The sequence below is a fragment of the Microbacterium oleivorans genome, from assembly GCF_001644225.1.
GTDB classification, from domain to species: domain Bacteria; phylum Actinomycetota; class Actinomycetes; order Actinomycetales; family Microbacteriaceae; genus Microbacterium; species Microbacterium gawkjiense.
Genome location: NZ_LSTV01000001.1, coordinates 209,358 through 229,679, shown reverse-complemented (window position 1 = coordinate 229,679; position 20,322 = coordinate 209,358). Strand labels below are relative to the sequence as shown.

Here is a 20,322-nt window from a genome sequence, read left to right as displayed (position 1 = left end):
TCGGCCCGTAAGATCGGCCCATGGCCGGTTTCTGGGGAAGACGCAAGCGCGAGGACGCGGAGATCGAGGCGCAGGACGCCGAGCTCAGCCGCAAGGCGGGGGCGGCGCTCGTGTCGGCCGACGAGCGCATCCGCGTGACGGACGACGAGCTGTCCTACGCCGAGATCGAGCTCGGGCGCGACGCGACCGCTCCGCTGCGCGAGGCGCTCGCGGCGGTGCGCCAGCACCTGGGCGAGGCGTTCCAGCTGCACCAGCTGAACCACGACGAGATCCCCGACACCCCCGAGGAGCTCCGCACGCGCAACGCGCGCATCGTCCAGCTGTGCGAATGGGCCGAGGACCTGCTCGACGACCGCACCGAGTCCCTCGCCGAGGCGATCGCCCGTGCCCGGCGCGCGCCCGAGATCATCGCCGGCATCCGCGCGGACGTGACGCGCCTGCGGGAGCGCCTACCCGCACTGAACGCGAGCCTCGAGCGACTGTCCACGCGGTACTCGGATGCCGCGATGCGCACCGTGCTGGGCAATGCGGCCGAAGCGGCCCAGCTGCTGGATTTCGCCGAGCACAGCGCCGAGGTCTCGGAGCGCCGCCGCGACAGCGGTCAGCGCGAGCAGGCGAACCTCGCCCTCGAGACCGCGATCGAGGCCTCACGGCGGGCGGGCACGCTCGTCGAGGCCGTCGACACGTTCGAGATCGAGGCCCTGCGGGCGGAGTCGACCCTGGCGGCCATCGTCGACGATTCGCGCGACGACCTGATCGTCGCGCAGCCGATGCTGGGCACCCCGGCCGTCGCGGCCGCCGCCGCCGAGCTCGAGGCGGCGCTCGCCTCGCTCACCCCCGCGGGCAGCAAACCCGACCCCTTCGCCGAACTGACCCGTCTGCGCGCCGCCAACGCCGCGCTCGACGCCGCCGTCGCCAAGGCGCGGGAACGCGCCGAGCGGCCGGTGCCGTCCGAGGAGCACGTGCGCCACGCGATCGACGACGCCGACCGCCAGATCGGGGTCGCGCGCAGTGTGATCTCGGGCCACCGCGGGTGGATCGGCGCCGACGCCCGCACCCGGCTCGCCGAGGCCGAGCGCATCCGCGGCGACCTGCTGCGCTTCTCGGGCCCGATCGGCGAGGACGACCGCGAGCAGGCGATGGGTCTCGCCCGTCGCGCCGCGCACCTGGCGGGCGAGGCGCTCCAGCTGGCGCAGCGCGACATCGACTCGTCCCGGCCCAACGACTGGGGGAACGGCGGATACGGCGGTCGAGGGATGGGCGGCGGGATGGGCGGCGGCAGCCTGGCCGGCGGCCTGCTCGGCGGTCTCGTCATCGGCGGTCTGCTGGACGGCATGTTCGACTGATGGCCGCCCTCGACGACGCGCTCGCCCTCTCGCAGACCTGGGGCGTCCCCCACGCCTCCGCCGTCGTCGTGACGGCGGACGGGACGGCGGCGGCGTCCGCCGGGGACCAGAACCGCGTCTACCGACTCGCCTCGGTCACCAAGCTCCTCAGCGCCTATGCCACCCTCGTCGCGGTCGAGGAGGGCGCCCTCGCCCTCGACCAGCCCGCGGGCCCGCCCGGGGCGACGGTCGCCCATCTGCTCGCCCACACGGCCGGGTACGACTTCTCGACGTCGACGCTCCGCGCGGAGCCCGGGGAGCGGCGCCTCTACTCGAACACCGGATTCGAGGTGCTCGCGGACCTGCTCGAATCGGAGACCGGCATCGGCTTCGATGCGTACGCGCACGAGGCGGTCTTCGCCCCGCTCGGGATGACGTCCACCACGATCGGCGGTTCCGCCGCCGCGGGCGGGGCGTCCTCGTGCACCGATCTGGCCCGGTTCGCGGCGGAGCTGCAGCGGCCGAGGTTGCTGGCCCCCGCGACGCTCGCCGCAGCGACCGGTGTGGCCTTCCCGGGCCTGCGGGGCGTCCTCCCCGGCTTCGGTCTGCAGCGCGAGAACGACTGGGGCCTGGGTCCGGAGATCCGCGGCACGAAGAGCCCGCACTGGACCGGCGCGCGCAACTCCCCCGAGACCTTCGGCCACTTCGGCCAGTCCGGCACCTTCCTCTGGGTCGACCCGCGGGCGGGCGCAGCGCTCGTCGCCCTCACCGACCGGCCGTTCGGTGAGTGGGCGGCAGAGGCCTGGCCACCCTTCAGCGACGCGGTCCTCGGAGCCCTCGCGGAACGCTGAGTCCCACGCCGGACACGGAAGAGGGCGGATGCCGTGCGGCATCCGCCCTCTTCGTCGCTGCTCGTCGGTCAGGAGACGAGCTCCGCGGGTGCGGCGGTGGTCGTGAGCGAGATCACGCCGTAGTCCCAGCCCTTGCGGCGGTAGACGACGCTCGGCTGGTCGGTGCGGGCGTCGATGAAGAGGAAGAAGTCGTGACCGACGAGTTCCATCCGGTCCACGGCGTCCTCGACGGTCATCCACTCGGGGTCGAACCGCTTGGTGCGGATGACCACGGGGGTGTAGTCCTCCTCGTCCTCGGCGCCGGTCATGATGGGCACCTCGCCGGTCGCGACGGCGCGGATGACGTCGACGGACGCGGGCTGCACGTCGATGCCCTGCAGCGTGCCGGTGCCCTTCTCGAGCTTGGCGCCGCGCGGGTGGTTGCGTGCGTCGACGCGCTTCTCCTTCGCGCGGCGGATCTGTTCGGCGAGCTTGGTGATCGCGAGATCGAGGGCGGCGAACTTGTCGCCGTCCACAGCCTCGGCGCGGACGACGGGTCCCTTGCCGGTGAGGGTGACCTCGACGGTCTCGTCCTCGCGGCCCCCGTTGTGGTAGGTGCGATGCGTCACCTTGATGTCGAGCCGCTGGGCTCGAGGGGCAAGGTGCTCGATGCGGGCGGACTTCTCCTCGACGACTGTGCGGAAACGATCGCTGACGCTCACGCCCACACCGACGATGTTGATCTCCATCCCTGACCTCCTTGTTCCGGTCCACCCGGTCAAGGGCGGACCTCGGTTCGCCTTGTGTCCCCCCACCGTAGTGCCGGTCCCCGCTCGTGTCACGACCCGATCACGATGAATCCCCTGAGCCCGCCCGCCGGGGCGTGGCCGCGACCGTGACGGCGCCGACCACCGGGATCCCGGCCGCACGGAGGGCACGCGCCGCCTCCTCGAGGGTCGCTCCCGTGGTCACGACGTCGTCGACGAGGACGACGCGCATATCCCCCAGGAGACGATGCGCCCGAGGACGGACGGCGAGCGCGCCGGCGAGGTTCGCGGCGCGCTGCTCCTTCGCGAGAGAACGCTGATCGGCGGTGCGCCGCGCGACACGCAGGAGCCGGTGCGGCCGCCATCCCGCGCGCCGACAGAGCAGCTCGACGGGCGCGTACCCGCGGCGGCGGAGCGATGCCGGGCTCGCCGGCACCGGGACGGGGACGGCGTCGACATCGAGGGGCCACGCCGCCGCCAGCGCAGCGGCCAGCGGCCGGGCCAGCGAGGTGCGCCCGCCCTCCTTGAACGAACGGATGACGCGGGCCGGCACCCCCTCGAAGACGAGACCGCTCCGGACCTCGAGACCGCTCGGCAGGCGGCGGACGATCGGCGTCGGGCTCAACAGGCGCCGGCACGCGCCGCAGAGGTCGCGATCCGGATCGTCGCATCCGGCGCAGGCGACCGGGAAGACGACGGCGAGCGCGTCGGCGACGGCGCGGCGCACGGCGACGACGGGAGCGGCGGGAGGCGGCATCCGCTCAGCCTGCCGCTCCGGCACGCCCGCCCACCCGCGGGCGGCGCAGAACGAGGAGGTCCTCCCCACCGCGGCGGGTGGGGAGGAGGACTCACCCGGGGAGACCCTGCTGGACGGCGAGGGCCGACACGTCGGAGGCGATCACCTGCCAGGAGCCGCGCTGCACGTAGAGGCTGCCGTCGGAGGTCAGCAGCCGAGCGCTGCCGCTCTGGTTGCCGGCGGCGATCGCGAGGACGTCATCGGGCGCGCGCACTTCCGTGCCCTGCCCGCCGATCGTCTGCTCGCGGACGACGCGCTGATCGCCGTCGACGAAGACGAGGGCGATCGTCGCGCCGTCGACCCACGCGAGGTCGACACCGCGACCGGCGAGGTTCGCCACGAGCAGCGGCTGGCCGAGCGACACCGGCGCCCCGTTCTCATCCCGGACGATGCCGGCCACCCAGACGGCCGACCGGCCTCCGCTGCGCACGAGCGCGGCGATCCGGGCACCGTCGCGGGAGACCCGCATCGCGCTCACCTCGCTTGCGCCCACCCAGCCGGACGGGATGGTCTGCGCGGTGCCGTCGGGACCGTACGCGACGACCTCCTCGGGCTGGTCCCGGGGCACCGTCCAGATGTAGCCCTCGGTGTCGATCGACGGCTTCGTCATGCCCGGGCGGGTGTCGAGCTCGGTGTACTCGCCGTTCGCGGGCACGCGGAGGATCGCGCCGGAGCCCGTCCGGACCGCCGCCGTCCGGCGTGCGGCATCCGTCTCGACGGCCCGGGCGTCGAGACTCTGCAACGCCTCCCCGAAGCCGGCGACCTCGTCGAGGTCGTTGCCCGAGAGGAACCCGAACCTGCCGTCCTGGAGGACGAGCGGGCGCGCGTCGACCGCGGTCGAGCGGGTCGGGACGGCGGTCACGTCCAACGGTTCGTCCCCGACGAGCAGCTGCACGTCGAGGATGCCGGCGCCCGCCAGGCTCGCGCCGAGCTGGGTCTTCATGCGCGCGATCGTCTCGCGGCCGAGGTCGCGGATCGCCGGGTCGAACGAGATGCGCGCAACCCCCGCCTCGACGGGCACCGACGGCTGCGCGAGACCCACCTCGCCCGTGAACGCAGTGCGCACGGACTCGGCCAGCCACGGGCTCGGCGTGCCCGATACGAGCGCGGCGGTGATCCGCGTGGCGGGGTTGGTCGACGGGAACCAACGGACGTCGGGGATCACCGTGTCCCACCCCCGGTCGAAGTAGGCGAGATCGTAGCTCTGGAAGACCGAGGCGAAGCGGTTGGCGTCGAGGACGATGCCGTCGGGTGCCTGGGAGATGCGCCACTGCCCGTCCTCCTGGGCGAGGGAGAAGGCGAACGGGATGCGGCCCTGCTCGGCCGGCTCGTACGATCCGGTGGCGTCGACGTTGGCGACCGGGTCGACCGTGAAGACGATCTCGTTCTCGGCGGGCGAGGAGATCGAGCTCTCCCCCGGACGATAGACGGTGACGTTCGCCTGCGGCTGCCACTGCTGACGGAACTGGGTCGTGAGGAACTCCTGCGCGACCTCCCAGTTGCCGCGGGGGCCGGAACCGGCCGCGATGAACCCCTCGACGATCTGCTGCGGCGTGGCATCCTTCACCGGACCGTCCGGCACGAACGCGAAGTCGGGCGGACCCTCGACCTCGTCGATCGCCTTGCCGACGTGGACGGGACCCCCGAGGGGCAGCCCGGCGCAGGCCGAGAGGACGAGGGCGACGACCACCAGGACGGCGGCACCGAGCGGACGACGGACGGTCACGGGTTCTCCTCCCGGGGCGGCAGGGAGATGGGCTGGGTGAGGCCGAGGTCGCCGAGGGCGGCGTCGTCCCGGGGATCGAGTTCGATGGGCGACGGGCCCGAGAGGTGCTCTCCCGCCTGCCGCGGCAGGGTGAGGACGAAATGGCTGCCGCCGCCCAGCTCGGACCAGACCTCGAGCGTGCCGCCGTGCAGTCGCGCGTCGCCGAGGGCGATCGAGAGTCCGAGACCCGTCCCGCCGATCGTGCGTCGACGCGACGGGTCGGCGCGCCAGAACCGGTCGAAGACCCGCTCGGCGTCGGCCTCGCTCATCCCGAGACCGAAGTCGCGGACGCCGAGGGCCACGGCGCGCTGGTCGCTGTCGACGGTCACGATGATCGGCCGGCCCTCGCCGTGCTCGATCGCGTTGCCGAGGAGGTTCCGGACGATACGGCGGATGCGGCGCGGGTCCATGTCGACGGGCGAGTAGCCTCCGGGGGCGACCAGTCGCACGTCGCTGCCGTGCTGCTCGGCGAGCTGCGCCATCGACTCGATGACGTCCTCCGCCAGGTGTGCGAGGCTCGTCGGTTCGAGTTCGAGCTGCACCGAGCCGGCGTCGTAGCGGCTGATCTCCAGGAGGTCGGCGAGGAGCACCTCGAACCGCTGCACCTGCGCGTGCAGGAGCTCTGCGGCACGCGCGGTCGACGCGTCGAACTCGTCGCGCTGATCGTTGATCATGTCGGCCGCGAGTCGGATGGTCGTCAGGGGCGTCCGCAGTTCGTGCGAGACGTCCGACACGAACCGCTGCTGGACGAGCGAGAGCTCGGCGAGCTCCTTGATCTGCCCCTCGATGCTGTCGGCCATCGCGTTGAACGACCGACCCAGGGTCGCGAACTCGTCCTCGCCGCGCACCGGCAGTCGGACGCCCAGGTCCCCCGCCGCGAGCTTCGCGCTCGTCTCGGCGGCCTGGGCGATCGGGACGGTCACCGAACGCAGCACGAAGAGCGAGATCCCGCCGATGAGGACGAGCAGGGCGACACCGACGACCCACAGCGTCACCTGGACGAACTGCAGGGTCTGCGCCTCGGACCCGAGGTCGTAGGCGAAGTACACCTCGTAGGCGCCCGCTTCGGGCAGCACCAGCTGCTGACCGACGATGATCCCGGGCGTCTCGCCCCCGTCGGCCTCGGGCAGCCCGATCGACTGCCACCACTGGCGGTCGCCGGTGAGGCGGACGCTCTCGCGCAGCTCCGGGGAGATCATCGACTCCTCGAGACCGCCGGCCTCGAAGTTCTGCGGTGCGATCGCCGACGGCTCGTCGTCGATGCGGAAGACCGCGAGCATCGTCGTCCCGGCCTGGCGCGACAGGATCTCGCGCCGGACCTCGTCCATCAGCACCTGCAGGGCGACCTCGTCGCTGTCGACGACCGCCGCGTCGAACGTGCTCTGCGCCGCCTGCGTCGCGCGCTGCGCGGCATCCTGCACCTGTTCGGCGCGCGACTCGTAGAGGTCGGTGAGGATCGCGAGCGACATCCAGACGAGCGCGACGAGGATCGTCAGCGCCGTGAGGGTGAGGGTCACCGACAGGGTGCGGAAGCGCAGCGAGCGGCGCCAGGCGTACTGCACGCGGCGCTGCCAGGACCGCCAGTCGCGCCACGGCGGGACCACGGTGTGCGTGCCGGTGCGGGCGGTCACCGACACGGCGGGGTGCTCCCGGTGGTCACACCGCGGCGCCGGCGCGGTAGCCCACGCCGCGCACGGTGGTCACGATCTGCGGGTTGTCGGGGTCGCGCTCGACCTTCGCCCGCAGGCGCTGGACGTGCACGTTCACGAGGCGCGTGTCGGCCTTGTAGTGATAACCCCAGACCTGCTCGAGCAGCATCTCGCGGGTGAAGACCTGCTGCGGCTTTGACGCGAGCGCGACGAGGAGCTCGAACTCGAGCGGCGTGAGGGCGATGGGCGATTCCCCGCGGCGCACCTCGTGGGCCGCGACGTCGACGGTGAGGTCCCCGATGCGCAGACTCTCGGAGCGCGCCTCGGCCGTGGGGCGCAGCCGCGTCTTGATCCGCGCGACGAGCTCCTTCGGGTTGAAGGGCTTGACGATGTAGTCGTCGGCGCCGGATTCGAGCCCACGGACGACGTCGGCGGTGTCGGTGCGGGCCGTCAGCATGATGATCGGGACGCCGGACTCGGCGCGCACCCGCGTGCACACCTCGATCCCGTCCATCCCCGGCAGCATGAGGTCGAGGAGGATCAGATCCGGACGCTCGTCCCGCCACGCGTCGACCGCGGCGCCGCCGTCGGCGCAGAAGGCGACGTCGAAGCCTTCGGTGCGCAGCACGATGCCGATCATCTCTGCGAGAGCGGTGTCGTCGTCGACAACCAGGATGCGCGATGTCATAGGGCCGATGTCGTCCTTCGGGGTCAGCGGATGCCGGTGCTCCGCCCACGGGTGAGTCCACAGTAACCGAACCGTGACCTGCCCGGCGGGACGACGCACGGCCCGCCCCCGGAGGGACGGGCCGTGCGGGTGACTGGCGGAGGTCAGGCGTGGAGGTCGAACCGGTCGAGCTCGGTGACCTTCGTCCACGCGGCGACGAAATCGCGGACGAACTTCTCCGCGGCGTCGTCCGAGGCGTAGACCTCGGCGAGCGCGCGCAGTTCGGAGTTCGCGCTGAAGACGAGGTCGACGCGGGTGCCGACACCGATCTCGGAACCGTCCGCGGCCGTGCCGCGGAACGCGTGCGATCCGGGGTCGAGCGGCTTCCACGTGGCGCCGAGGTCGAGCAGGTTCACGAACACGTCGTTCGTGAGGACGCCGGGCCGGTCGGTGAATACGCCGTGCGACGAGCCGTCCCAGTTCGCCCCCAGGGCGCGGAGGCCGCCGACGAGGACGGTCGTCTCGGGCGCGCTCAGGGTCAGCAGGTTCGCCTTGTCGATGAGGTGGTGCTCGGCGGGCAGGAACGCGTTCGGTCCGTAGTAGTTGCGGAACCCGTCGGCCGCCGGCTCGAGGTAGCCGAACGACAGTTCGTCGGTCTGCTCCTGCGACGCGTCGGTGCGACCGGGGTGGAACGGCACGGTGACCTCGACCCCGGCATCCTTCGCGGCCCTCTCGACGCCGGCGTTGCCCGCCAGCACGATGAGGTCGGCGAGCGAGACCTTCGTGCCGTCCGTCCGCTCGGCGTCGAAGGCGGCCTTGACGCCCTCGAGGGCGGCGAGGACCGTCTGCAGCTGGGCGGGGTTGTTGACCTCCCAGTCCTTCTGCGGAGCGAGACGGATGCGGGCACCGTTCACGCCGCCGCGCTTGTCGCTGCCGCGGAAGGTGGATGCCGCGGCCCACGTCGTCGAGACGAGCTGCGACACCGTCAGGCCGGTCGCGAGGATGCGCTGCTTGAGGTCGGCCGCGGCGGCCTCGTCGACCAGCGGGTGGTCCACCGAGGGCACGGGGTCCTGCCAGATGAGCTCCTCCTGCGGCACCTCGGGTCCGAGGTAGCGGGCCACGGGGCCCATGTCGCGGTGGGTCAGCTTGAACCAGGCGCGGGCGAACGCGTCGCCGAACGCGACCGGGTCGTCCTTGAAGCGGCGCGAGATCGCGTCGTACACCGGATCGGTACGCAGCGCCAGGTCGCTCGTGAGCATGCGGGGCTCGCGGCGGCCGTCGGAGTGCGCGAGCGGGACCATGTCGGCGCCGGCACCGTTCTTCGGGCGCCACTGGTGACCGCCGCCGGGGCTGCGCATGAGCTCCCACTCGTAGGCGTAGAGGATATGGAAGAACTCGTTGTCCCACCGGGTCGGGTGGTAGGTCCACGTGACCTCGAGGCCCGACGTGATGGTGTCGTCGCCCTTCCCGGTGCCGTGGTTGTTCTTCCAGCCGAGGCCCTGCTGCTCGATGCCGGCGGCCTCGGGGTTCGCCTCGACGTTCGTGTCGGGCGCGGCGCCGTGGGTCTTGCCGAAGGTGTGACCACCGGCGATGAGCGCGACGGTCTCCTCGTCGTCCATCCCCATCCGCCCGAAGGTCTCACGGATGTCGCGGGCCGACTTCAGCGGGTCGGGCTCGCCGTTCGGGCCCTCGGGGTTGACGTAGATGAGACCCATCTGGACCGCCGCGAGCGGCTTCTCGAGGTTGCGGTCGCCGCTGTAGCGCTCGTCGGCGAGCCACGTCGTCTCGGGTCCCCAGTACACGTCGTCGTCCGGCTCCCACACGTCGGGGCGGCCGCCGCCGAAGCCGAACGTCTCGAAGCCCATGGTCTCGAGCGCGACGTTGCCGGCGAGGATCATGAGGTCGCCCCACGACAGCGACTGGCCGTACTTCTTCTTGACGGGCCAGAGGAGTCGGCGGGCCTTGTCGAGGTTCACGTTGTCGGGCCAGCTGTTCAGCGGCGCGAAACGCTGCTGGCCGGTGCCGCCGCCGCCGCGACCGTCGGTCGCGCGGTAGGTGCCGGCGGAGTGCCACGCCATGCGGATCATGAGCGGTCCGTAGTTGCCGAAGTCGGCGGGCCACCAGTCCTGCGAGGTGGTGAGCACCTCGGCGATGTCCGCCTTCACGGCGGCCAGGTCGAGGCTCTCGAACGCGGCCTTGTAGTCGAAGTCCTCGCCGACGGGGTTGCCGACGGCGGGGTTCTTCTTGAGGATGCGGAGGTTCAGCTGGTTCGGCCACCAGACCTGGTTCGCAGAACCCACGGTCGGGTGCGGCTGCGCGCCGTGGTTCTCGCGGTCGGCACCGGGCGCGCCGTGGAAGACGGGGCATCCGTCGGCCTCGTTGGAACGCGGACGGTCCTCGCCGTCGGCGCGCTCGTCGACGGGCGTGTCGATGGGGGTGACGGCCTGGTCGACGTCGGTGGCCTCGGCGCCGAGGGGTTCGGCCTGGGGGTCACGGTCGCTCATGGTGATCCTTCCGTTCGGGGTGTGGGAGAGGGGATGGTCAGGCGGCGGTCTCGGCGGCGCAGTCGGCGCAGAGACCCCAGTAGGTGACTTCGGCGGACGCGATGCGGAACCCGCGGTCGTCGGAGGGGTGCAGGCACGGAGCTGCGCCGACGGCGCAGTCCACGTCCTCCACGCGCCCGCATGACGTGCAGACGAGGTGGTGGTGGTTGTCGTCGACCCGGAGCTCGAAGAGCATCGGCTGCCCGGCCGGCTCGATGCGGCGGACGAGGGCCGCATCCGCGAAGTCGTGCAACGCGTTGTAGACCGACTGCCGGCTCGCCTTGGGGAGCTCGTCCGCCACGGCGGCGTAGAGCGCCTCCGCGCTGGCGTGCGGGTGGGCGGCGAGCGCGGCGAAGACGGCACGACGCGACTCCGTCACCCGCAGACCGGCGTCGCGGAGCGCGATGTCGGGGTTCGGGGCGGAATCGGTCATGCCCTCAGCTTAGTTCTTTTTTGATCAGATCAAAAGAGAACGGGGTCGGGCGTGTCGCGTGGTCAGTACCGGTAGTGATCGAGCTTGTAGGGTCCGTCGACGGGCACCCCGATATAGGCGGCCTGCTCGTCGGTGAGCTGCGTCAGCTGCACGCCCAGGGCCGGCAGGTGCAGCCGCGCCACCTTCTCGTCGAGCGCCTTCGGCAGGACGTAGACCCCCGTCGGGTACTCGTCGAGCTTCGTGTACAGCTCGATCTGGGCGAGCACCTGGTTGGTGAACGACGCGCTCATGACGAAAGACGGGTGCCCGGTCGCGTTGCCGAGGTTCAGCAGACGCCCCTCGGACAGGACCAGGATGCTGCGCCCGGTCGGCAGCCGGTACTCGTGCACCTGCGGCTTGATCTCGATCTTCTCGACACCGGGCAGCGACTCGAGCGCGGCCATGTCGATCTCGTCGTCGAAGTGACCGACGTTGCCGACGATGGCGAGGTGCTTGAGGGAAAGCAGGTGGTCGACGGTCACCACGCGGGTGTTGCCCGTCCCCGTGATGACGATGTCGACCTGGTCGGCGACGTCCTCGAGCCGGGCGACCTGGTAGCCGTCCATCGCGGCCTGCAGGGCGCAGATCGGGTCGACCTCGCTCACGATGACGCGCGCGCCCTGGCCGCGCAGCGCCTCGGCGGCCCCCTTGCCGACGTCGCCGTACCCGACGACGAACGCGACCTTGCCGCCAATCAGGACGTCGGTGGCCCGGTTGATGCCGTCGGGGAGCGAGTGACGGATGCCGTACTTGTTGTCGAACTTCGACTTCGTGACGGAGTCGTTGACGTTGATGCCGGGGAACAGGAGCTTGCCGGCGGCGTGGAGCTCGTAGAGGCGGTGCACGCCGGTCGTCGTCTCCTCCGTCACGCCGAGGAGACCGGCCGCGATGCGCGTGAAGCGCTGCGGGTCGCGTGCGAGCGAGCGCCGGAGCGTCTCGAGCACGATGCGGTACTCGGCGGAGTCGGTGGGGCCCGCCTCGGGCACGGCGCCCGCGGCTTCGAACTCGGCGCCCTTGTGGACGAGGAGCGTCGCGTCACCCCCGTCGTCGAGGATGAGGTTGGGGCCATCGAAGCCTTCCTCCGACCAGTCGAAGATGCGGTCGGCGAGCTCCCAGTACTGCTCGAGCGTTTCGCCCTTGAAGGCGAACACCGGCACCCCCGCGGGCTCGGCGACGGTGCCGGAGGGTCCCACGACGACGGCGGCGGCGGCCTCGTCCTGCGTCGAGAAGATGTTGCAGCTGGCCCAGCGGACCTGGGCGCCGAGGGCGACGAGGGTCTCGATGAGCACCGCGGTCTGGACGGTCATGTGCAGCGAACCGGCGATGCGCGCGCCGGCGAGGGGCTGCGAAGGACCGTACTCCTCACGCAGCGCCATGAGACCCGGCATCTCGTTCTCGGCGAGGCGGATCTGGTGACGGCCGGCATCGGCGAGCGAGAGGTCGGCGACGACGTGTTCGATGGTCTTCACGGGAGTGGGCACGCGCCCATTCTCCCACGCGGGCTCAGACGCGGAGGGTCTCGTGACGCACGACGACCCAGCCCTTAGGCACCGACATCCGAGTGGTGTGGATGGCGCACAGGTCGTGCGCATGCGGGTCGTTCCCGGCGCCGAGCGGACCGAGGACGGCCATCTGGTCGCCGTAGTCGTAGGTCAGGGTCGTCACGGCCTCGCGGGCGCAGCCCACCTTGGAGCAGAGTCTGTCGAGCATCGCGTCCACGCTATCCGGCGCCTCCCCCGCCACCGGGATGCCGCGCCGGGTTCAGCGGACGCCGCGCGCCGTCAGGGCGTCGCCCAGGTCGTCCGCGTGGCGCAGCGCCAGGACGAGGAACGGGACGACGAACACCCGGATGCCGCGGGCGCCGCGCGCGTGCTGCGCGCTGCGCACCTCGCGCGCGAGACGGGCCAGGGTGGGGACCGTCCCGAGCGCGACGACGAGCAGGAGGGCCGTGCGGGCGGCATCCACCCCCACGCGGTGCAGCGGTCGCAGCGCCCGCTCGACGACGTCGAGGAGGACCGCGACCGGCGTCGTCAGCGACAGCAGGCCCGCGAGGGCGACCGCGGCGACGATGCGGACCGTGCCGACGGCGGCGGCCTCGACACCCAGGAAGAAGCACGGGATGCCGAAAGCCACGAGGACGAGCCAGCGGAGCGCCCAGACCTGCCGCGCGAGCTCCCGCACCCCGACGCCCGGCACGGCGTAACACGCGACGCACAGCACGGGCGCCGCCACCGCGGCCGGCCAGACGGGAGGCAGCAGCGAGACGGCGAGGACGAGGATGAGCAGGAGCACGGTCTTGCGTCCGGCGGGCATCCGGTGCCACGGACCGTCGCCGGGGCGGTACAGCGTCAGCACCGCCACCTCGCGGTGTGCGCGGCGATCACGTCCGGCGCCTCCCCCACCTGGGCGATCCGTCCGTCGTCGACCCGCACCGCGACGTCGCATCGCGCGGCGAGCTCGAGGTCGTGCGTCACGACGACGAGACGGTGGCCGGTGTCGGCGAGCAGGTGACCCGCGACGAGGTGGGCGTTGCGACCGTCGAGGAACGCGGTCGGCTCGTCCGCCACGACGAGATCCGGCGTCCGCACGAACGCGCCGCACAGGGCGAGGAGCTGCTTCTGCCCGCCCGACAGCTCGAACGCGGGCCGGTCCGCGAGCGGGGTGAGCCCGAAACGCTCCAGCGCGGCGGCGACGCGGGCGTCGCGCTCCGCCCGCGGCAGGCGGTCCGCACGCAACGAGAAGGCGACGTCCTCGGCCACCGTCGGCATGATGATCTGGGCGTCGGGATTGCTGAAGACGACCGCCACGCGACGTCGGAGGGCCGCGGCATCCCTCACCGCGTCGAGCCCCAGCACCTCGACGCGGCCCCTCGTCGGACGGACGAGCCCGCCGATCAGCCGCGCGAGGGTCGACTTGCCGGACCCGTTGTCGCCGACGATCGCGACGGTCCGCGCATCCACGGCGAGGTCGATCCCCCGCAGAACGTCGGTGTCGGCCAGCCGCACCGACACGTCGGCGAGGCGGAGCGCGCTCGTCACCGGACCGGCGCCGCCTCACGCGGGGCGGCCGCGCGCGACGCCCACGTCCGTCGGAACGCGCGCGGATAGCCGCGCACGAGCGCGCCGACGACGACCGTCGCGATGACGGCCTTCGCGAGGTCGCCCGGGACGAACGCGAGGTTCGCGAGGAGGGCCTGGTCCACTCCGATGCGCATGACGAGGCTCTGGATCGGGATGCCGCACGCGTAGACCACGACCACGCCGCCGATCACGACGCCTGCGAGGGTCCGCCACCACACCGGCCGCCGGCCGCCCAGGTGCACGATGAGGCCGATCACGACGGCCCCGACGAGCCAGCCGATCAAGTACCCCGCGGTGGGGCCGACGAACACGCCCGCTCCGCCGCGGCCGCCCGCGAGCAGCGGCAGGCCGACGGCGACGAGCACGAGCAGCGTGCCGACCGAGACGGCGCCCACGACCGGTCCCAGGACGGCGCCGGCGAGCATGACGCCGAGGGTCTGCGCCGTGATCGGCACGCCGCCGAAGACGGAGAACGACCCGGGCAGCCCCAGGATCGCGATGACACCGGCGAAGACGGCGGCGCGGGCCAGGTCGGTCGTGTCGAGCCGCGGGGTGCGGGCGGGGTGGTCGTGGGTCATCTCATCCTCCTGAACAGCGTTCACGTGAACACCGTTCAGGTAGAGTAACGGCATGTCTCCGCGCGATCCAAACCCCCGCGGCGCCCGGCGGTCGAAGGACGACGTCGTCGACGCGGCCCTCGTCCTGCTCGACCGCGTCGGCCTGCCCGACCTGTCGATGCGCCGCCTCGGCGAGGAGCTCGGGGTGCAGCCCAGCGCGCTCTACTGGCACGTCGCGAGCAAGCAGGAACTGCTGGCGGCGGTGAGCGCCCGCATCCTCGCCCCGGTCGCGCTCCGGGACGGCGACCCCGACGATCTTGAGCGGGCCGCGGTCACGCTCGGGCGCCGCCTGCACGACCGCCTGCTCGCGCACCGCGACGGCGCGGAGGTCGTCTCGAGCTCGCTCGCCCTGGGACTGGTCGCCTCCCCGGTGCACGACGCCCTCCGCGCGATCGACCACTCCCCCGCGGCGGACGTCGTCGCCGACGCGGTCACCCACTACGTCGTGGGCGTCACCTTCCACGAGCAGCAGCGGCGAGCGGCGGATGCCTGGGGCACCGCGGCATCCACCGTCGCCCTCTCACCGGAGTCGGCCGCCGCACCGGCACCGGACGCCTTCGAGGCCGCGCTCGCGCTGATCGCCCGCGGCATCGCCCCCTGGCGCACGGACATCGGGCGAGCGCCCGACGCGGCGGCACCGGGCGCCTAGGATGGCGTCATGCGCTGCAAGGGGGACTCGTGAGGCGTCGCGCCCGTACGACCGCACGCCCCGACCGCCACGGCCGGCACGGACGCCTCGACCGCAGCCCGGTCGTCCGGCCGCCGCTGCCGGCCATCGAGACGCGCGCCGAGAAGTTCGACCTGACCGTCACGACGGCCGTCGAGTTCCTGCGCAGCGCCTGGCCCGAACTGCGTGAGGTCCGCTTCGACATCGGATGGATGCCGGACGCCGCCGACGACGACGGCATCCCGCGCTGGGCGGTGCAGTCCGAGCAGAAGCGGATCGTGCTGTTCCGTCTGCCCATCGAGCGCCTCGCGCGGCTGCACCGCAACGACGAGCTGCACCGGCGCATGATGATCGAGAGCTGCGTGTTCCGCGCGGCCGCGGAGTACCTCGACCGCGATCCCTGGGACCTCGGCCCCGACCGCTTCCGGTTCTGACCCGCGGTCCCCTCAGCGGGGCCTGACCTCGACGGGTGCGGCCGCCGCGTCGGCCGGCACGACCGCATAGCCCGCGATCGCGTCGGAGGCGGTGTAGGTCACGCTCGCCCGCAGCGTCCCGCCGGCAGGATCCAGGCGGTAGAGCTCCCCGGCGGCGAGGTCGACGGACACCGACCCGCCGGCGGGTACGCGGACCTCGCGCGGCTCGCCCGCCCCGGCGCCGTCCGCGAGCACCGCGGCGACCTCCTGCGGGCCCGGGTTCACGAGCGCGAGCTGCGGACGGGGGCCGTCCGCGACCGCGACCAGTGTGGGGACGCGGACGTCGTCGGCGGTGCCGTACCACGCGAAGTCCGACCCGGCATCCGCTCCCGTGGAGGTGTGCGCGGCGGCGACGACGGGAGCACCCGCCTGCACCTCGACGCGGTACCGCCCCTCGGGAAGCGTCTCGAGGTCGACCTCGATCGGTACCCCCGCGGTGAGGGCGAGGTCGGGGAACGATGCCGCCGTCATCGACCCGCCCACGGGAATGACGGTGATGGATGCCGTCGTGTCGTCGGACGGCGCCAGCAGACGGATCGTCGTGTCGGTGGGTTCGTCGCCGCCGCCCACCGCCGAGAACGCCGGGATCGTCTGCTGCATGCGCGGCAGTCCGGTGGTGCCGCCCTGGTCGACGCCGACGGGGACGAGCGTCCGGGTGAGCGTCGACTGGAGGGCGGCCTGCACCGGCGCCTGGCTCGCGGAGACGAGGACGACGGGGCTCGCCTCGTTCAGGGCGAGCGCCGCGAGGGGGACGATCCGCTGCTCCCCCGCGGGAACGAGGATGTTCGTGCCGGCCTCCGGGGCGGTGCGCCCCTCGGCGCCGAACACCGTGAGGTCGACCCGCGACGCGACGTCGCCGGGGTTGGCGATCACCACCAGGTCGGCGGCGCCGGTGAGACCGCTGCCGGCGGCGAGCCAGGTCTCCATGGCGGGCGGGGCGCACGTCGACGCGGCGAAGCCGGCGAGGTCGTCGGCGGCGACCCGGGCGGACTGCGCGGCGGCCAGGTCCGCGCGGACGCGGTCGACGGGCTCGGCGGAGAACGACGGGATCGGGTCGGCGCCCTCGATCGCCGAGGCGATCTCGCCGGGGACCGGTTCGGGCGACCCGGCGGCCGTGCCCGACACGATCCTCGCGCCCGCGGCGACCTTCAGGGCACCCGGGTCCTCGACGTCTCGCCCGACCGCGACGAGCGGACCGTCGCAGGAGAGGACGGAGGTCGCGGGCTCGGGTCGTGTCGTGATCGACAGCGTCGAGCGCTCGACGCCCTGCCACGGCGTCGTGATGACGAGGAACGCGCCGGCCACGACGGCGAGGCTCACGATCGCCCCGACCCCGCGGCGGACGGTCCGCGCCGCGATCACAGCCGGACCCCTTCGCCGATGATGCGCGGATGCCGGCGCCCGGCGCGCAGGCTGGCGCGGGTCGGGACGGCGAGCAGGAGCGCGACCACGATGACACCGAGCTGCAGGAGGGCGACGCGGATCGAATGCGGGCCCGAGGCGTCGTCCACGGTGCGCTCGGCGATCGTCCCGTCGACGCTCCACAGCGCCCCGCGCGCCGTCTCGCCGACGCTGACGAGGTCGGCTCGCTGATTGAGCAGGTTCTGCGCGCCGAGGCGGGCCGCGCGGGCGACGTCGCTCTCGCCCGGCGCCTCCTCGAGCAGCACGTACGCGATGCCGTGCCGGGCGAGGTCCACCACGACGTCACCCGTCGCGGTCGAGACCAGGTCGGCGGTCACGTGGGCGAGCTCGCGGTCACCGGCGGTGAGCGCGGGACGCGTGGACTGGACGGTCGTCTGACCGCCAAGGGTCTCGCTCGCCCCCCAGACGACGGCGGCCGAGTAGGCGGCATCCGCCTGCACCGTGAGGACCAGGGTCGCGGTCTGCTCGCCGTCGCGCTCCCCTTCGCTGCCCGCCGTCTGCACATACGCGGGGAGCGTGCTGGCGGGCCCGTCCGTGAGGGCCGCGTCGCCGCGGATCACCGCGGTCAGGGCCGGGACGGCGCCGATGGCGAGGAACGCGATGACGAGGGATGCCGCCACCGGCACGAGCGCGTCGACGCGGCGGAACCCGTCGAGCCCGGCGACGGCGGCGAGGAGCAGTCCCGCCCACGCGAGCGAGAGCGCGCTCCCTGGCCAGATCGCGACCGGTCCGGAGCTGCCGGCCGTCAGCGCGATGCCGGACGCCAGGACCGCGGTCGCGACGCCGAGGCCCGCCGCCACGAGCGCGAGCGAGGCGGGAAGAAGCCGGCCGAGGGCCGGGCCGAGCAGCGCCAGCACGAGCACGGGTGCGGTGAAGGCCGCGACCCACCATGCCCGGCCGTCCTCGCCGAGGAACTGCAGCCAGCCGGCGCCGTCGGTCGACGGGTAGCCGAAGGCGAAGAGGATCTTCGGCAGCAATCCGTCGGGGTTGCCGGCGACGGCAAGCGGGCGCCCGGGGTCGGCGAACACGGCCAACGGGTCGCCGATCGTCAGGTGGTACCAGACGAGGGGGAGGAAGACGGCGATAGAGGGGATCACGAGCCAGATGATGCGGCCTGCCCCGCGGCCCCGCCGCACGACGATCGCGAGGATGAGGGCGACGAGCCACAGCACACCGAGCGCGGGGGCGAGGGACGGCGCGCACGCGACGACGATGACGAGGAGGATCGAGGCGAGACCCGCGATGCTCCAGGAACGACGCGCCGCGGTCGCCGTGTAGACGAGCCACGGCAGCGCGAGATGGAGGATGACGGCCGCCGGCCGCCCCTCGATGAGCGCGACGAGGAAGGTCGGGGCGACCGCCCACGCGAACGCGGCCGTGCAGCGCAGCACCGAGCGCTCGGTCACGCGCGTGGCCGCAAACCAGCCGCCGAGGGCGGCCAGAGGCAGCGCGAGCACCCACAGGATCACGAGAGCGCGTGACGGCGCGAGCGGGGAGAGGGAGCCGATGAGCGCGACGACCGCGGCGAACGGATCAGCGGGCCCGACGGTGTCCCACCCGAGCGCCCGCGGCCCGTAGGCGGCGTCGGTCCAGAGCGCGACGACGCCGCTCCGCAGCGGCGCGAGCCCGCCGCCCCCGAGGACCGGCCAGGCCAGCAGAGCACTGAAGGAGAGGAGCGACGTGGCCAGGGCGCCCAGGACGACCCACGCCCCACCGCCGCTGAAGAACCGGAGCTCCTCGCGCGGCGCGGTGGCGGCATCCGCTTCGTCTTCGAGGCGTTCGCGCAGGTCCCGTCGACCGATGCGCAGCTGCGCGAGGGACAGCCACGACGTCGTGCGGGTCCGGCGGATCGTGCGGCGCGCCCGGATGACGGACGCGAGTCCGACCAGGACCGAGACGGATGCCGCCCACTCCGGACCGATCCTGCCCGGGTTCTTCGCGACGAGATGACCGAGGGTGCGCCACAGGGCCAGGGGCAGGAGCGACAGCCAGTGCAGGGGGACGACCGGGGCGGGGGCGTAGACGAGCCGGCGGTGCAGCTGCGCTTTGCGCACCGCGTAGAGCCGCCGGCCGCGCGCGCCCGCGGAGCGCCCCGTAGGCGTACCGGCCACACCGTCTCCCGCGACGGCGACGATCGCGGTCGGTGCGAGAGCGACGCGCCCGCCGGCCAATCGGGCGCGGATGCCGAGGTCGAGACCTTCGTCCGCGCCGGCAAGCCCCGGGTCGACGCCACCGAGCGCCTGCCACACCTGGGCCCGGACGAGGACGCCCCGGATGTCGGAGCCGAGGACGTCCTCGCCGGCGTCGTGCTGACCCTGGTCGAGTTCGCCGTCGGCGAGTCCGACGGTGCGGCCCGTCCGCGTCAGGGTGACGCCGAGCGAGACGATGCGGGTCGGATCGTCCCAGGAGACGAGCTTGGGTGCCGCGAGGGCGACGGACGGAGCGGTCTCGAGGGCACCGGCCAGCCGGGCGAGGGCATCGGGGGCGGGGGCGGTGTCCTGCGCGAGCAGCCACACCGCGTCGCCCGAGATGCGACGGCCGGCCAGTCGCAGCGCCTCCGCGAAGCCGGTGTTCCGGCCCGCGACGATCACCGCCTCCGCACCGGACTCGGAGGCGAGGCGGGTGAGGGTCTCGTCGGGTCCGCAGAGGACCACGGTGAGCACGTCGGCTCGCCGCGTCTGGGCGGCGAGCGCGCGCAGCGTGCGGCTCAGATGGAGATCCGTGGGGCCTCGTCCGTGGGGGCGGACGACGAGGATCGCGTGTACTCGGGCGGGCATGACCAGGTCAGCCTAGGTCGCGACCCGCCCGACTCGGGGAGCACGGACGGGGTGGCGCGGATCGTGTCAGGACGCGCGACGCTTGAGCTTGCGGCGCTCACGCTCGCTCAGTCCGCCCCAGATGCCGAAGCGCTCGTCGTTCTGGAGCGCGTACTCGAGGCATTCGCCGCGGACGTCGCACGACGTGCAGATTCGCTTGGCATCACGCGTCGAGCCACCCTTCTCGGGGAAGAACGCCTCGGGGTCGGTCTGTGCGCAGAGCGCATCGGCCTGCCACGCGAGCGCGGTGTCCTCGTCGGTCTCGACACGCCGGCGGACACCGGGCACCCCGAGGTTCACCGGGTCGACGAACCAATTCTCGGGAACGCCGGAACGGTAACCCGTCATCTTGCTCTCCCACCTGTAGACACTCGCCGCAGTGCGGCCGATGCCTAATTACACCCGTGTGATTCGCTCCGGTCAAGTCGCAAAT

Annotated in this window: 19 protein-coding genes; 4 read left to right on the top strand and 15 right to left on the bottom strand. The window is 72.9% G+C overall.

The genetic code is table 11. From position 1 onward, the window contains the following. Window positions 1-20: 20 nt before the first annotated feature. On the top strand, window positions 21-1,346 hold the full coding sequence (locus AYL44_RS01020; protein ID WP_064001413.1) for a hypothetical protein: 1,326 nt from the start codon (window positions 21-23) through the stop codon (window positions 1,344-1,346). Beyond that, window positions 1,346-2,176: a serine hydrolase domain-containing protein gene (locus AYL44_RS01015; RefSeq protein ID WP_064001412.1), complete on the top strand. Its 831-nt coding sequence runs from the start codon at window positions 1,346-1,348 to the stop codon at window positions 2,174-2,176. Before AYL44_RS01020 ends, AYL44_RS01015 begins: the two co-directional genes overlap by 1 nt. Before the next feature lie 68 nt (window positions 2,177-2,244). Here AYL44_RS01015 and hpf read toward each other — a convergent pair whose 3' ends face one another. The 12 genes from hpf to AYL44_RS00955 form a co-directional block, all read right to left on the bottom strand. After that, on the bottom strand, window positions 2,245-2,904 hold the full coding sequence (hpf, locus tag AYL44_RS01010) for a ribosome hibernation-promoting factor, HPF/YfiA family (RefSeq protein ID WP_064001411.1): 660 nt from the start codon (window positions 2,902-2,904) through the stop codon (window positions 2,245-2,247). Window positions 2,905-3,004: 100 nt separating this feature from the next. Continuing rightward, on the bottom strand, window positions 3,005-3,679 hold the full coding sequence (locus AYL44_RS01005; RefSeq protein WP_064001410.1) for a ComF family protein: 675 nt from the start codon (window positions 3,677-3,679) through the stop codon (window positions 3,005-3,007). 91 nt (window positions 3,680-3,770) lie between these two features. Beyond that, complete coding sequence (locus AYL44_RS01000) at window positions 3,771-5,444, bottom strand: LpqB family beta-propeller domain-containing protein (protein WP_064001409.1); 1,674 nt, start codon at window positions 5,442-5,444, stop codon at window positions 3,771-3,773. Next, window positions 5,441-7,120 carry an MtrAB system histidine kinase MtrB gene (mtrB, locus tag AYL44_RS00995; protein WP_064001408.1) on the bottom strand — a complete coding sequence of 560 codons (1,680 nt, stop codon included), beginning with the start codon at window positions 7,118-7,120 and terminating at the stop codon, window positions 5,441-5,443. Before mtrB ends, AYL44_RS01000 begins: the two co-directional genes overlap by 4 nt. A 19-nt stretch (window positions 7,121-7,139) precedes the next feature. Then, entirely contained in the window at window positions 7,140-7,820 is a 681-nt protein-coding gene (mtrA, locus tag AYL44_RS00990; RefSeq protein WP_064001407.1) for an MtrAB system response regulator MtrA, read from the bottom strand. 143 nt (window positions 7,821-7,963) lie between these two features. Beyond that, a complete protein-coding gene (gene katG / locus AYL44_RS00985; RefSeq protein ID WP_064001406.1) occupies window positions 7,964-10,303 on the bottom strand; it encodes a catalase/peroxidase HPI in 2,340 nt (779 codons plus the stop codon). A gap of 37 nt (window positions 10,304-10,340) precedes the next feature. Further along, window positions 10,341-10,775, bottom strand: a complete 435-nt coding sequence (locus AYL44_RS00980; protein ID WP_064001405.1) for a Fur family transcriptional regulator — start codon at window positions 10,773-10,775, stop codon at window positions 10,341-10,343. 62 nt (window positions 10,776-10,837) lie between these two features. Continuing rightward, window positions 10,838-12,295 (bottom strand): adenosylhomocysteinase, encoded by a 1,458-nt coding sequence (gene ahcY / locus AYL44_RS00975; protein WP_064001404.1) that lies wholly within the window; start codon window positions 12,293-12,295, stop codon window positions 10,838-10,840. Window positions 12,296-12,317: 22 nt separating this feature from the next. Continuing rightward, entirely contained in the window at window positions 12,318-12,524 is a 207-nt protein-coding gene (locus AYL44_RS00970) for a DUF3499 family protein (RefSeq protein WP_064002410.1), read from the bottom strand. 51 nt (window positions 12,525-12,575) lie between these two features. After that, window positions 12,576-13,169, bottom strand: a complete 594-nt coding sequence (locus tag AYL44_RS00965) for an energy-coupling factor transporter transmembrane component T family protein (protein ID WP_064002409.1) — start codon at window positions 13,167-13,169, stop codon at window positions 12,576-12,578. After that, complete coding sequence (locus AYL44_RS00960; RefSeq protein WP_064001403.1) at window positions 13,163-13,852, bottom strand: energy-coupling factor ABC transporter ATP-binding protein; 690 nt, start codon at window positions 13,850-13,852, stop codon at window positions 13,163-13,165. The genes AYL44_RS00965 and AYL44_RS00960 overlap by 7 nt, the downstream gene beginning before the upstream one ends. After that, entirely contained in the window at window positions 13,849-14,472 is a 624-nt protein-coding gene (locus tag AYL44_RS00955) for a biotin transporter BioY (protein WP_064001402.1), read from the bottom strand. Before AYL44_RS00955 ends, AYL44_RS00960 begins: the two co-directional genes overlap by 4 nt. 52 nt (window positions 14,473-14,524) lie before the next feature. On the opposite strand from AYL44_RS00955, the gene AYL44_RS00950 reads away from it, so the two are divergent. Continuing rightward, window positions 14,525-15,160 carry a TetR/AcrR family transcriptional regulator gene (locus tag AYL44_RS00950; protein ID WP_064001401.1) on the top strand — a complete coding sequence of 212 codons (636 nt, stop codon included), beginning with the start codon at window positions 14,525-14,527 and terminating at the stop codon, window positions 15,158-15,160. A 29-nt stretch (window positions 15,161-15,189) separates the two neighbouring features. Continuing rightward, the gene (locus tag AYL44_RS00945) at window positions 15,190-15,612 is read left to right on the top strand and encodes a metallopeptidase family protein (RefSeq protein ID WP_064001400.1); all 423 of its coding nucleotides are present in this window, start codon (window positions 15,190-15,192) and stop codon (window positions 15,610-15,612) included. A gap of 12 nt (window positions 15,613-15,624) precedes the next feature. Here AYL44_RS00945 and AYL44_RS00940 read toward each other — a convergent pair whose 3' ends face one another. The 3 genes from AYL44_RS00940 to AYL44_RS00930 all read right to left on the bottom strand — a co-directional run bounded on the left by AYL44_RS00940 (window position 15,625) and on the right by AYL44_RS00930 (window position 20,237). Continuing rightward, entirely contained in the window at window positions 15,625-17,013 is a 1,389-nt protein-coding gene (locus AYL44_RS00940) for a DUF5719 family protein (protein WP_064001399.1), read from the bottom strand. Then, a complete protein-coding gene (locus tag AYL44_RS00935) occupies window positions 17,010-19,850 on the bottom strand; it encodes a glycosyltransferase (RefSeq protein ID WP_064001398.1) in 2,841 nt (946 codons plus the stop codon). The genes AYL44_RS00940 and AYL44_RS00935 overlap by 4 nt, the downstream gene beginning before the upstream one ends. A 66-nt stretch (window positions 19,851-19,916) precedes the next feature. Beyond that, window positions 19,917-20,237: a WhiB family transcriptional regulator gene (locus tag AYL44_RS00930; protein WP_082886057.1), complete on the bottom strand. Its 321-nt coding sequence runs from the start codon at window positions 20,235-20,237 to the stop codon at window positions 19,917-19,919. Window positions 20,238-20,322 lie beyond the last annotated feature (85 nt).

Coding starts and splice junctions, on each gene's coding strand:
- AYL44_RS00970 (WP_064002410.1), bottom strand. CDS start 12,524: ATGCTCGACAGACTCTGCTCCAAGGTGGGCTGCGCCCGCGAGGCCGTG.
- AYL44_RS00980 (WP_064001405.1), bottom strand. CDS start 10,775: ATGACCGATTCCGCCCCGAACCCCGACATCGCGCTCCGCGACGCCGGT.
- AYL44_RS00950 (WP_064001401.1), top strand. CDS start 14,525: ATGTCTCCGCGCGATCCAAACCCCCGCGGCGCCCGGCGGTCGAAGGAC.
- AYL44_RS01020 (WP_064001413.1), top strand. CDS start 21: ATGGCCGGTTTCTGGGGAAGACGCAAGCGCGAGGACGCGGAGATCGAG.
- AYL44_RS01015 (WP_064001412.1), top strand. CDS start 1,346: ATGGCCGCCCTCGACGACGCGCTCGCCCTCTCGCAGACCTGGGGCGTC.
- mtrA (WP_064001407.1), bottom strand. CDS start 7,820: ATGACATCGCGCATCCTGGTTGTCGACGACGACACCGCTCTCGCAGAG.
- AYL44_RS01005 (WP_064001410.1), bottom strand. CDS start 3,679: ATGCCGCCTCCCGCCGCTCCCGTCGTCGCCGTGCGCCGCGCCGTCGCC.
- AYL44_RS00930 (WP_082886057.1), bottom strand. CDS start 20,237: ATGACGGGTTACCGTTCCGGCGTTCCCGAGAATTGGTTCGTCGACCCG.
- katG (WP_064001406.1), bottom strand. CDS start 10,303: ATGAGCGACCGTGACCCCCAGGCCGAACCCCTCGGCGCCGAGGCCACC.
- hpf (WP_064001411.1), bottom strand. CDS start 2,904: ATGGAGATCAACATCGTCGGTGTGGGCGTGAGCGTCAGCGATCGTTTC.
- AYL44_RS00935 (WP_064001398.1), bottom strand. CDS start 19,850: ATGCCCGCCCGAGTACACGCGATCCTCGTCGTCCGCCCCCACGGACGA.
- AYL44_RS00955 (WP_064001402.1), bottom strand. CDS start 14,472: ATGACCCACGACCACCCCGCCCGCACCCCGCGGCTCGACACGACCGAC.